Raw genomic sequence first — 12,409 nt, forward strand, 5'->3', positions numbered from 1 at the left:
ATAGCTGGCGCGACCGAAATCGCGCCTGCCATTGCCTCAATGTCCCCCGACGGTTATGCCCCCGGCTGCTTGTAAGCGGAGCGGTAGTTCACCGCGCCGACGCCGTAATCGTGCCGCACCTTCCATTCGACGCCATCGACCCGCCAGCCGTCCTGACTGTCGGTGAAGGGCTCGGTGACCCCGTTGAGGAACACAACCTCGATCGCCGGCGCGACATTCGGATCGGCAAAAGCGTAGTAAGCCGTGCCGGTGATCCGCTGCGTCGCCACGATGTCGCTGAACATGCCCTTCACGATATTGGGCTTCTGGAGCTTATTGACGGCATCGGGGTCATATTCGCTGCCATTGATCGTCAATGCAGCGCCGCGAAGGCCACGCGGGACCAGCAGCACGCTCGGCGTGATTTCGAGATACTCGTTTCCGCTGATATCCTTCTGCGCGCCCATCGCGGCGTCGATCGCGTCAAACGATGCCATGCTTGGCGCTGCACCGACGCCGGCAAGGTTGCCGTGGGTGGCGTGGAATAGGGCAATGCCATCGTTCATCAACGGATTGGAGTTGAGGAGTGCATAGACATCGATTTCGATGGTCAGCTTTGCCGCACGTCCAAGATCGACGGCGAGGCCGGAAAATACTTCCATATCGTCATTGACGATCGCCTGGCGCGACAGGTTGATGATGTTACCCTTGGTGGTCGCGCGGATCTTCTCCTTGGCCAGGTCGGGGATCGGCTTGTTCTTGAACTCGCCAGCCTCGTTGACATTGTCGAGCGCGCCGAAGCTGCCGCGCAGGTAGCGGCTGTGATCACGGAAGTCCGTTACCGTACCGGTGCCGCAGAAGCGAGACCATGTGTCCGGCGTGATCGCATAGGCGGCCTGCAGAGTGCGATGGATCGCATTTTCGAACAGGACGGGGAAGTCGCTGGTCGTCTGTGTGATCACCGCACCCCGTGCGGTCATCGCTTCCCGCACGATTGCATCGGGGTCGCGCGACGCAATGTTGACGCCCATGTTCGACAGGGCTTCGCGCGCCAGATCGACGTTGCGCACGCCCCGGAACTCGCCAGGATCGATGCGCAGGGTTTCGCCGCGCGCGGCGGCGGCCTGCTCGATCATGGGCGCGACGCCAGCCTTCACGAGAATCCAGTTGGTCGCGCCTTCGATGAACTTTTCGCGCTGGTCGGTGGTGACCCGGGCGGGGCTATTATGACCGATATTGGCGGCGTCACCCTGTTCCGCGAGCTTGTCGAGGATCTTCTCCCGCGCGACGGCAAGGGTCGTGTCGGAATTGATCAATTCATCGATAAACGCGGCCTCCATGCCGTGCTTGGTGCCCAAGTTGCGGATGCCGGCGACACGTGCGCGCTCGGTGGCGACAGCGTTCTGGACATCTGCGGCGGTCAGGGCGGTAACCGAGGTGTCGGTAGGCGACGTTCCAGGTGTGCCGGCAAGCGCGCCGGTGGCGGGCAGGGCGTCCTTGGCGTCGAGCGCGATGGCGGAATTGCGGATCTTGTCGATCTCTTCCTGGGTGCCGCCGTCCTTCTGGAACTTGGCGATCGCGGCAACCAGCGCCGCGCGGGTCTGATAAAGGTTCATGGAATGGTCCTTGGTCTTTGGCGTGGGCGCCGTCGGGGTGGTGCGCGCCATCGCCATTGCGGAGATGAGCGGGCTATCGGGCACATGCTTGAACCCGAATGCTTTGACGTCGCAGGCAGAAGCACTCGACGCTTCCGAGATGGACGTAATGAAATTCTGCTCGAGCGCCTGCTCGGATGTGAGCCAGGTCTCCGCATCGAGCATCGCGATCAGTTCATCGGCGGAAATACCAGTCTGACCGGAATAGATGCGCACCAGCTGATCGCGGATGATGTCGAGCTTGTCTGCGGCAGCGCGCAGCTCCCGCGCGTCGCCGATCGCGACATCCCAGGGATTGTGGATCATCATCAGCGCGTTGTCGGCCATGATGATCTCATCGCCCGCCATGGCGATCACGGACGCCATCGAGGCGGCAAGGCCGTCGATATGGACAGTGACCTTCCGCCCCGCCGCCTTCGCGCCGACAATGGCGTTGAAGATGGCGAGCCCTTCCATGACGTAGCCGCCGGGCGAGTTGATGCGAACGACGATATCCCCGTCGCCGCCAGCGATCAGGGCGAAGATGGTTTTGGCGTCCAGGCCGTCCCATTCATCGCCGACGATCCCATAAATCAGGATTTCGATCATTTACGTGTTCCTTCGCCGGTGGCGGGCCTGGGTTCGGTAGGGTTGCCGACGGCCGTCACGCGGCGCGGGTCGCAGTCGAGAATGAGCCCAAGATCGTCGAGCCGCTTTGCGTCGCTAGCCATCTCCGCGAAGAAGGTGTCGGGGTCGTCACCGTTCTCGCGGATGACCCCGCTCAAGGTTTTCTGGCCTGACCGGATGGCATCGCGGTTGGCGGGGACTTCGCTCGCTGGATCCAGCATTTCTTGCTTTGGCGGTGTCCAGCGCATGGAAACGCCCGCGATATTGTGCCCTTCCATTTCGGCGGCTTCGAGGAACCACCGTTCTACTGACGCACAGAATTGCGGAATGAACATGAGCCATTGCCACGTGGAAACGGCGCGATTGAAGGTCAGCCGCCCGAACCTGCCGGAGATGAAGCTGACCTGGGACAGGTCGCCGGTAAGAAGTTCATACGGCACGCCCAGCCCGGCCGAGATCGCCCGCTGAGACACGCGGGAATAGTCCATGTAGCCGTCGACACCGGGCGGGGTCGGAAACGTGATTTCCTCGCCCGGTCGCAGATACTGGATCGTGCCACTTTCCACGAAGTCGAGTGGTTCGCGATCGGCAGGATCGTCGTCGTCTACATCGTTGCCGATGCCTGGGAATTGGCCGTCCTCATCGCCCTTCACATAACCAGCAAAGGCCGCGGCGATCTTTTGGCGCGTCAGCTGCGCGTCTTCATAGTCCCCAAAGTCCTTCATCCGCAGGATGACCGGGGCGAACCACGTCGCGCCATGTTCCTGCTCTGGACGATCGGCCCGGAAAACATGGGCCACATCGCGATCCAAGACGTAGGTCGAGGTGCTATCACTTGGGCGCGTCGAGCCCGGATGCGTATTGTAGAGCCAATAACCCTCGCGGCGGCCGAGTGGGCTAAACTGGATACCGTGAACAAAATAACCCGCCGTCATCCCCGGCGAGGCCGCCATCGGACCATTGCGCGAGCCATCGATATAATCAGGCTCAAGCAACTGCAACTGCATGGGTAGAGGAAGGCGATCGCTCTTCCTGCGCCACCGGCGGCGCAGGATCACACTGCCGCTGACGACGATAGTGCGCGCGGCCTGCAACTGGATGCCATACAGGTCGTGCCGGCCAGCCGCATCGCAACTCGTGGTGTCGAAATGCTTGCGAGCAAGCTCGTTCAGAGCGTCATCGACCTTGCCGTTGCGATAGACCTGGAACGTGATACCCGTCCCGACCATGTGCTCGGCGATCTTGTTCGCGCCGGACTGCGCCCATGGATTATTGCGGTCGAGATCGCGCGCGATGCCGCGCAACGCCATTTGGGTGGCCGGTGTAAGCTCGCCGTTAGCGTCCAGCCGGGTGCGCCGCCATCCGGCCGCGCGGCGACCAACTGTAGCGCCATCATATTCCGCGCGCTGGGCAGTGCGAATGCGTTGGCGCGCGGGCTTCGCGATATTCTCATCCGCGCCAGCCTTGCCGCCGCGCCCAAGGATGCGGTCAATAAAGCTGGGCATTATAGCCCGTTCCGATAATATGGTGTGCGGCGCCGAAGCACTCCGCTTACGGCCTGCGCCTGCATCTTCAACGCAGCTTCGATAACACGCTCTGCGGCGAGCAGCTGATCGAGCGAGTGATATTCGGTCCGGCGACCATCAGCGAAGGTGACGGAACGGATGCCGGAGGAAATCGCCGATCGCACGCTAGCGAGGTCGGAAACGGCCCATGTCGTCATACTACCGCCTCCTGCTCGTGTAAGGATTGTCCCGCCGCTGCTTCACGCGGCGTTCGGCTTTGGGTTTGGTTGGCAACGTTGCGGTACGTTCAGCGGGGGCATCAGCATTCGGCTCATCGGCTGGCGCGCCCTTCGGGACGACATGCTCGCCCATGGCCCGCGCCCACTGTTTCGGCTTCCATTGATCGATGCCCAGACTCACGGACACGGCGCGGGCGTAGATCGCATTGTCGAGCGCTTCGTTTCGGTCCCTGACTTTGTGCCATTCGCGCCGGACGCCGCCGTTGCGCAGCTTCACGAACCGCAGCTCTTCGGCGACCAGCTGCTTGATCCACTCATCACCCAAGCCGTCGGGTAGATAGATATAGCCGTCCGGATATTCGTCGCCATCGACCGGCTTTTCCAGTCCAAGCTGGCCGTAAAGCTCCATTTTCAACATCGATGTGCCGATGTTCCACAGTCGTACACCGCGCTTGAGCTTGCGGCCGTTGACCGTGACATCCTGCCAAGTGGGACTGCCTATGGCTTGCTGGGCAGCGATACTTTCGCGCCCCTTCACCGCCATGGCAAAGCCAGGGTGGCGGCGCGCCCACTGATACACTTCCATCGTATTCTCGCCGTCACCGGAATCGACAGCTACACGTGCGAGCCTCAACTGACGGCCGTCTTCCGATTCCCAGGTCCGCGCGACTTCCTGATCAAGCTTGCTCCATGTTCGCTTGTCCGCGATAGGGCCAAATACTTCGACGCGCTCGACAAACGCTCGGCGCTTACCCGCGCCAAATGCCCAGATGTCCATGTCGATGCGCCCGCCGCCGCCCCGCTGGACGTCCGCTGCGCCGATCAGCAGCCCGGCCCATGCTGGCGGCGTGCCCAGTCGCATGGTCTTCTCCCGCCGGTCATAGAGCCGCTGCCACTCGGGCGCTTCGCCGCGTTCGGCCCATGCCTCCCCCAGAACCTGGTTGACGAAGGTGCGGAGCAGGTTCGGATCCTTGCGGACCTCCATGAACTCGCGGGCGATTTCTAGCCATGCCGCGCCTGGATGCTGGCTGTAGGCAGCCCAGATGTGGAACGATCGGTGGCGGGGGAAAGCGCCCGGATTATGCGCTCGCCATTCCCCATTCTCATCCATCCATGGCTTTTCAGCCTCGGAGATCTCGCATCCATTCTCGCACTGATACCACGCGCGGGTCGGATTTTCCTTCGGCTCCCACCTGATGCCAGGGCCAGTGCCGTCGCCGAACACCAGCGTCTGCATGTGGCCGCAGTCAGGGCAGGGGACATATCGATATTCCTGACTGCCCTGTTCAAACATCGAATCGATGCGACTGAAGCCCTTGACTTTGGGCGTCGATCCAGCCGCACTGAAGCGCCGGGGCGATGTCAGGTTGCGCTTGTATGCCAGTCGGGCCGGGTCGCCTTCCTCCTTCGAGGCCCACGGATAGCCGTCACATTCTTCGAGGAACACGTCATCGGACGTGACGCGGCGAAACTCCTTGGGGCTGTTCGCGCCCTTGATCTGTATCCACCCGCCCTTGTACCGCTTCGCCCGGATCTGATTATCCGAATGCCGCGGCTTGAACTGGGCAACCGAGCGAACGACGGGCCATTGCAGGACGGGGTCGAGGTCGTCGCGGCTGAACTTCTCGGCGTCATCGATCGTCGGCTGGTAGATGAGTGTGCGCGCCGGATCGTATTTGATGCGCCATGCGACGAAGGATTGCAGAATGGTCGAATAGCCGATGCGGCTGCTCTTGCGGACCGATACCTGTGACGTTTCCGGGTCGGTAAAGGCGTCCGCCATGTCCGACTGAAACGGGAACGGCCGGATCTTTGCGCCATCGTCCGACCTGGCGTGATCGCACATGAACTGCGACAGCTTCGGCCTTATTTTGGGTGCGAACGCTGAAAGCCAGTGCTGGGCAACGATTGCGCCATCGACGCCCGTGACCCGCATTGCCTCAGTCGCCTTCGTCTTCTGGGGCTTCCTCGTCATCCAAGCCCCCGCCGACCGCCTCCTCGATGCGTGTCATGCTGAGATCTGTCAGCACGTCGTTGATGGCGGTTTCGATCCTCTTGCGCAGTTTCGTGTCGCCCTGGGCAACCTGCGCGCCGATCTGTTGAAGCCGGGACACGGCCATGATGATGACGCCTGCGCCGGCGGCGATCATGTCAGTGCGCGACGCCAGTTCCTTGCGACGCTCGGCATTGTCCATGGCCTTGCCGTCGGCCTGTTCCTTGGCAAGCCGCGCGCGCTCTGATTCCAGGTCCAGGCTGTCGGGGTCATGCCGCCCGATCTTGATGTTGACATAGGCTTCAAGATTTTCAGCCCAACTGGCTCCGTCCGCAGGGAGGTCACCCTTTGAACGCAGCTCGCCGATCCAGCGGCTGGAACATCCGAGTAGAGCGGCAAGGTGGGGCCGGGTCGGTTCGTTCAGGTCGATGTCCATGCACTTCCCTGTTCGATTACTGTGTAACCCGCAGAAAACCGTCGTTTATTACTTTGGGGAGGAAGAACTAAGGCGACTTTCGTGGCTAGCGAGTTTCTGCGCCTTTGCCCCCCGTACTTGTTGATCGGCTGGGAAGGACCCAAGGGTGGGGTGGTTCGTTGCGTCGTCGCGCAACAATGTTACGTGACGACGCGGGGGGCAGGCAGCGGTGCTCGAAGTTCTTTGTCGCGCTCAATGTCGCGCTCCGCTTCAGCTTCCTCAAACCTCCATTCAGCGTGCAACATCGGCCACCAGCCGAACCATCTCCTCTTCCGCTCTGCGATGCACATGCGCTCGCGCGAGATCTGGTGCCCATTCCCATGGCTGACGATGGACCAGCGAATGCGGTATTGCCCGCTGGATCGGGCCGGGATGCCCTTGTGTCCGGCGGTAGGTCTTGTGGGCATGCTCGCCTCGCTGTCGCGGTAACAACCACACGATCTAGTGTTATGAGCCAGCCAGCCTAAGCAGGGCGGGCGCGGAGGTACATATCCGTCGCTAGTCACGGCTTGCCTCGCACCACGCGCCGCACATCGCCAGCTATCCGCTCAGCCTCGTCAATGATGCGATCAGACCGGGCGGTCGATCGTGACGGCTCGCGCATGTCGAAGGCCAGCATGTGCAACTCGCCGGCAAGGCGTTCCATCTGATCGGCTGGGGAAGGGCGCTGGGACATGGGCGCTCCGATGACTGGTTAAATGTCCGGCGTGGGCCTGCTGATGACTCCCGCTGCGCATATGATAGGATCGGGCGCAAGGGGAATACTCATGCGCAAACTAGACGTGAACAGCGCTGTAGGCCGGACATTCATCGAACGAAATTTCCCAGGACAATTGCCTGTTGTCGTCCCGCGAACCCACAACCTCCAGAACGGCCAGTGCTACCAAAACGTGCGTCAAATCGTAGCCGCCAACGGCGGTCAAGCCGTCTGGGGTTGGTATCTACAGGAGACACCGGGAAGCTATATCGAAGCAATGCATCATGCCGTCTGGCAAAACCCATCTGGCATACTCGAAGATGTGACCGGCACAACCACTGCCGACGAGTCGCCAGGCGACATTGTTTTCATCCCATCAAACGATATTGAGCCGAACCAATATGACCCCCTGATCCCATCTATCTTTCATCAGATAGACACTTCACCGCTTACCCGGTTCTGGATCGAGGGTAACATTCTTAGGGTCAAGCTCATGGCAAGAGAAACCGCTCTCGTCCGCAACCTCCGCCATCGGATCGACGCCCAAGGCAGAGTTGTCTTGATGGGAAGTCCCACTGCCGAAATCCGAGCCATCGCTACCCAAATTCGCGAGTTGACGAGCCACCTCATCGCCTGTGATGCCAAGATGGCGGAAGTCGAGTGAGATGCCGCGCGAAAGGCTGGAACCGCCAGTTAGAACATGCATGGTCGCCTCCAATGGTGGCTGCCACAGCGAGAAGCGGATGAGCCTGACGATCCGCCGGACTGTTCCAGGCTGCTTTAGAATTTTGGACATTGCGCCGCACTCCCCCATAAACGGGGGCATCAATGGGGCGAACCATGGTGCAAGCACACTTGGACGGTCGGTAACCCAGGCTGCTGGAGCAGCGGTGCCGAAAGGCTGACGCAGGTCTACCCTAAGCCGAGACTCGCCGTCAAGCGCCGGATTTCAGCGCAGCGCCCATCAAGCCGCCGTCTTGCTGGCGATCAGGTCGCACATCTCCACCTCGACCATCATCTCACCGATGGCGGCGGTGATCCGCACCATCGCAAACCGGCCCTTGGTCTTATCCACCACCCCGATCAGGCCACCGAAGGCTGACGACGGTATGCGGACCTCGTCTCCTGCATGGACCGTCGCCTCCTTGGACCGTGGCCGCATCCGCCGCTCTGCCTGTCGTAGCGGGTCCAACTGGCGATCAGCTATGCGGGGAAATTTGCCCTGATGCCGGAATACCGAAAAATAGGGGCAGCCGTGCAGTTCCATGCGCCGCGTGGTTGGGTTCCATGCGAGGAATGTCGGTGTCGGCGCGCGCATCATCACGATCAGGTCGTCCAGCCGATCGTCCCGCGCGAACACGATGCCCGGCGTAATCGGCAACGATATCTCGCGGACCAGCCGGTCGCGGCCAACGCGCCGCTTTTGCACTTCCACCGGCGTCCAGACGTCAAACCCCGCCTCGCCCAGCGACCGTGCGACCGGCAGCGTGTTGCCGCCCGACATGCGCAGGATGCACCAGCGACCCTGTTCGTCCTTCACCTCGCCATCCTTCCAATATGGGTAATCGTGCTGCCCGCGCCGTGTCGGTTCACGCGGAGCGACCTCCGAAGCGCAAGACGAACTGCTGACGCGCATCACAATCCGGTTGCAGTTCGCCCCAGATGTTAGCCAGCCAGCCGGTGGCATCTGGCCCATGTTCATCGCGGAACAGGCCGATAATCTCGTCCACCACTCCCAGTCCGCCTATCTCGCGCAGGGTCACACCAATCTGAAACGCGGAGAACTCCAGCGCATCGGAGGGGTCGGTGACTGCCCAGATCGAACCCGGCTCCCACCAGCTATCGAAGGGCCGACGCGCCCTACGAACCCCGTTCTTGCTGTAAGTGGCATAGGCTTGATGGATGCGCCCCAACTGCCAAACGACCGTGCCTTGGTGGATCATGACGTAAATGGCCCCCGTATGCGCCCATCTGGGTCAATCTGACTAAAGCGGCACAGCGCCAGCCCGCCGCGTTTCATGGGCGGCTCAGGGGCTAGTCCCAACCGAACCGCTTCCGGGCAATATGAGAGGGCGCGGCGAACGGCCTCCAAGGACACACTATCGCGCACGATAATCTCCCCAAGAACCCCATACAGTTTGTCCATTCGGTCCATGTCACCAATCGAGGCCCAGCCGTCAGAGCAGGCGAGGTCACTGCGATCCAGCAGAACCCCGTTATCGTCATAGTCGGGATGAAGAACCGCCATGACGTGAACGCCGGGCGTCCAGCAGAGCATCAGATGTTCCAACGGAATTTCCGCATGTGAGGCGCTTGGCCAAAGCGCCCCTTCCATCCCATCTTTAGCTACTTTAGCTACTTTAGCCTTAGTGCGGCTAAAGCCTACATCAAACCGTCCACTCATAATGAAAATATCCTTATTATTGTATATATTACAATAGGATAGCCGCCCTCCATTCCTATGTAGGATGTGGTGAATTGAGGTTGGCAATGATAACTTTAGCTCCACTTTAGCTACGCCTTGGCTATTGTTACGGACCCCCGTGAGCGCGATAGGCGATCCACATCGGAACCTGCCCGGCGCGATCCATGCGGGTGAAACGAAGGAGGGTGCCGCGTTGGTCGGCGAAGTGCCAGGCGTCCGCATCGACGGCAGCGACGGTAAGCGGCGAGAGCATCCGGCCCAGCGTCATGGCAACACCGTTGCGATCGACCCGGCGCGCGATCGGGTCAGGATTGCAGCCAAACATATCGAGCAACGTCCAGCCATAACGCAGGCCGTCATCTGCCCATGCGGTTGCGAATGAATAGACACGCCAGCAAAGCGTGTCCCACTCCGACGGGCTATGAAATGCAGGGCACGTGTACGCGATCAGGGCATGAACACCCGTCGCCCATTCACTGCCCCCGGCTAAAGTAGCTAAAGCGGCTAAAGTTTCGTCGCGATCGATACGAAAACGGCGGAAATCCTCGGCTTTCGCGGACGCTTCGAAGGCGTCGACGGAATAGCTATCGCAGGCTATTGTTGGCGAAAGTTTAGTCATTGCGCACCTGCACCCGCCACACGTCGCGGACTTTATTGCCGCTGACCATGCCGCCGCTGGGTAGCCGGGCAGACAAATGATCGTGCTCTACCAGCACGGCGATGACATCTTTCACGAAGGTGGCGGCCTTCTTCTTTACCGCGGGTGGCCCAAAATTCTGAAGAATGCCGACCGAGATCAGGTTCTCACCCCACTTGTCCTTCAGCCAGTCGGAAACCTTTTGGGCCGCCATTATGATAGGATTGGGGGAGGCAGAGCCGAATAGGCGCGCGGCCTCCGCAAGATAGTATCGTGCGAGCAAGATGCCGTTGGCCATCTGCTCGTCTTCAATTTCTTCGATCCGAGGGCCTTGTTGGAACACAGAAAGCACAGCCGCGATGCGCGCCGCATGTTCCGCCAGTTTGAGTGCAAAGCCCCTGACCTCACTCATGTCGCCATCCTTGCCTGCGCGCTTCTCCATCTCGTTTGAGAAGTCCCACCAAAGTATTTGGGCGGAGCGAGACAGGGGAACAGGATTGGGCCGCAGCGCCCTCGTATCCTCATCCATGGGCATTTTCGCTCGGATGATCTGCGCCAGTCTGCGGTTATAGCTGTCGATCCGCTGCGCGATCGTGTCGTCCACCGGCGCATGTGGATCAACGAACCGGGTGCCAACCAGACTTTCAGGTTGTGCGACGAGTAGGCGGCTCAGGAAGCCCTGGCCTTTGAACTCAGCGTCGCCCAGCAGGCGGCCAGCCAGGACCGGCTGGATCATCATGTGGAAGGTCAGGCGACGTCCATATAGCGATGTCGCGCCTTCCCCAGCCGTGAGGCGCTGGACAGGCTGGCCATCCCATAGGTCGCTGAGCGTCGCCACGGTGAACAGGCGGTTGTCTTCCGACAGTCCATAGCCGCCCAACCACGAGCCGCCTTCGTCTGACATCAGGCCGAGGGAAGGCCGGGCGATTTCGAATTGCTTGAGAAGGCCCTGTGTCGTGCCGACGCGGACGGTAATGGTCGGCACCATAGGATCTAGCGGCTTCGCGCCCAGATCGTTGAGCGCCTGCTCAATCGCCTCCCGGCCCCGCTTTTTCGATGTCGCCAGCGCTTCACCCTTGCTCGCGTCCCATGCGAGCTTGCGTGCCGTGATTTCATGCTCCGATCGAACATGATGCTCCTGAAGCTCGCGCTGGTAGACTGCGATTTCCCCGGTGGCGAGATTGTCCGTAGTGGATTTCCGATCACCGCTTTCCGCTACTGTGACGAGAAAAAGGCTAACGGGCCGGGCATCGCCGATAGGAAGAAGGACATTGACGTAGGGCTGGACGGCGAGCGAGCAGGCACTGAGAACCGAGTTAGCGGCCAGCGCGGGCGGGACCATCACCTTTTCGGATATGGCAGCGACGGCACCTCCGATCGTCTCACCAAGGGCATGTATCGGATACTTCTCCCCTTTCGCGACTTCGCCCATAAGCGACAGAGGCTCTGGACGCGCAAAGTCTGCGTCCCGCATTTTATCTGCTACCGACGCCATCAGCCGCGCACCCCGCGAAGCTGATCGTTCCAGTCCTTGAACCCGTCATCGGGGAAGATCGCGTTGACCGCGATCCCGGCATCCAGATAGGCAGCCGTCGCCTGATCGACGGCGGCTAGCCCCGCCGAGCCATTGTCACCGGCCAGCGTGACCCGATGGATCGAGGATGGCAGCGACACGCGGGACATAAGGGCGGTGCCGCACGCGACCCAGACGGTCGTGTCGGGCAGTTGCTGGCGCAATGTCAGTCCATCCTCCGGGCCTTCGCAGATGACGATATGGTCGGATGGCGGGCCGATGCGGAATGCCGACCCGACGATCACGCCGAAGGTCAGCTTGGCCTTGGCCTTGCTGCCATCCTCGCGGAGCCGCTCATATTTGCGACGGCCACCATCCTGCAGGAAAATGCACTGGACACCCACGACCCGGCCCGGCGCATCGACCAGCGCGCAGACCATCGCGGGATGATCGCGTCCGACTTCGCCGGTTTCGCTATCCCGCCAACGCGGGGTCATGACGAAGCGGACGGTAGGGGGCAGCGTCATGCTGATCCCCCGTGATCGGGCATAGACCTCTGCCGGGGTGCCGACGGGCGGGGCGCCACGTTCCCAGATGGACCGGGCGAGAGCGATGCGTTCCGCCGTCTCGCGCGCGTCCGCTTCCTTGCCTGTCTCTTATACACATCTGACGCTGCCGACGAGCG

Annotated in this window: 13 protein-coding genes; 1 reads left to right on the plus strand and 12 read right to left on the minus strand. The window is 61.2% G+C overall.

The features are described from left to right. Window positions 1–53 precede the first annotated feature (53 nt). The 6 genes from EBBID32_RS22250 to EBBID32_RS24340 form a co-directional block, all read right to left on the minus strand. The gene (locus tag EBBID32_RS22250; protein ID WP_006967488.1) at window positions 54–2,222 is read right to left on the minus strand and encodes a ClpP-like prohead protease/major capsid protein fusion protein; all 2,169 of its coding nucleotides are present in this window, start codon (window positions 2,220–2,222) and stop codon (window positions 54–56) included. After that, entirely contained in the window at window positions 2,219–3,745 is a 1,527-nt protein-coding gene (locus EBBID32_RS22255) for a phage portal protein (protein ID WP_006967490.1), read from the minus strand. Before EBBID32_RS22255 ends, EBBID32_RS22250 begins: the two co-directional genes overlap by 4 nt. Next, window positions 3,745–3,963 carry a phage head-tail joining protein gene (locus EBBID32_RS22260; protein ID WP_006967492.1) on the minus strand — a complete coding sequence of 73 codons (219 nt, stop codon included), beginning with the start codon at window positions 3,961–3,963 and terminating at the stop codon, window positions 3,745–3,747. Before EBBID32_RS22260 ends, EBBID32_RS22255 begins: the two co-directional genes overlap by 1 nt. A 1-nt stretch (window position 3,964) precedes the next feature. Then, window positions 3,965–5,920, minus strand: a complete 1,956-nt coding sequence (locus EBBID32_RS22265; protein ID WP_006967493.1) for a phage terminase large subunit family protein — start codon at window positions 5,918–5,920, stop codon at window positions 3,965–3,967. A gap of 4 nt (window positions 5,921–5,924) precedes the next feature. Then, window positions 5,925–6,413 carry a hypothetical protein gene (locus EBBID32_RS22270; protein ID WP_006967496.1) on the minus strand — a complete coding sequence of 163 codons (489 nt, stop codon included), beginning with the start codon at window positions 6,411–6,413 and terminating at the stop codon, window positions 5,925–5,927. Between the two features lie 541 nt (window positions 6,414–6,954). After that, complete coding sequence (locus EBBID32_RS24340; protein WP_156022659.1) at window positions 6,955–7,128, minus strand: hypothetical protein; 174 nt, start codon at window positions 7,126–7,128, stop codon at window positions 6,955–6,957. A 91-nt stretch (window positions 7,129–7,219) separates the two neighbouring features. On the opposite strand from EBBID32_RS24340, the gene EBBID32_RS22275 reads away from it, so the two are divergent. Continuing rightward, entirely contained in the window at window positions 7,220–7,813 is a 594-nt protein-coding gene (locus EBBID32_RS22275) for a hypothetical protein (RefSeq protein ID WP_156022660.1), read from the plus strand. Window positions 7,814–8,113: 300 nt separating this feature from the next. Here the strand turns inward: EBBID32_RS22275 and EBBID32_RS22280 are convergent, their stop codons facing one another. From EBBID32_RS22280 to EBBID32_RS22305, 6 genes are all read right to left on the minus strand, one after another. Continuing rightward, complete coding sequence (locus EBBID32_RS22280) at window positions 8,114–8,689, minus strand: hypothetical protein (RefSeq protein WP_006967499.1); 576 nt, start codon at window positions 8,687–8,689, stop codon at window positions 8,114–8,116. Between the two features lie 49 nt (window positions 8,690–8,738). Next, window positions 8,739–9,092, minus strand: a complete 354-nt coding sequence (locus tag EBBID32_RS22285; protein ID WP_006967503.1) for a hypothetical protein — start codon at window positions 9,090–9,092, stop codon at window positions 8,739–8,741. Then, a complete protein-coding gene (locus EBBID32_RS22290; RefSeq protein WP_037492462.1) occupies window positions 9,089–9,553 on the minus strand; it encodes a hypothetical protein in 465 nt (154 codons plus the stop codon). The genes EBBID32_RS22285 and EBBID32_RS22290 overlap by 4 nt, the downstream gene beginning before the upstream one ends. Window positions 9,554–9,680: 127 nt before the next feature. After that, window positions 9,681–9,908 carry a hypothetical protein gene (locus EBBID32_RS22295; protein ID WP_006967505.1) on the minus strand — a complete coding sequence of 76 codons (228 nt, stop codon included), beginning with the start codon at window positions 9,906–9,908 and terminating at the stop codon, window positions 9,681–9,683. Window positions 9,909–10,185: 277 nt separating this feature from the next. Further along, window positions 10,186–11,685, minus strand: coding sequence for a YfjI family protein (locus EBBID32_RS22300; RefSeq protein WP_051093408.1), 1,500 nt, complete (start codon window positions 11,683–11,685; stop codon window positions 10,186–10,188). Between the two features lie 20 nt (window positions 11,686–11,705). Next, window positions 11,706–12,338 carry a DUF7146 domain-containing protein gene (locus tag EBBID32_RS22305; protein WP_440590975.1) on the minus strand — a complete coding sequence of 211 codons (633 nt, stop codon included), beginning with the start codon at window positions 12,336–12,338 and terminating at the stop codon, window positions 11,706–11,708. Between the last annotated feature and the right edge of the window lie 71 nt (window positions 12,339–12,409).

Origin of the sequence: Sphingobium indicum BiD32 (assembly GCF_000382885.1) — a bacterium.
GTDB classification, from domain to species: Bacteria; Pseudomonadota; Alphaproteobacteria; order Sphingomonadales; family Sphingomonadaceae; genus Sphingobium; species Sphingobium japonicum_C.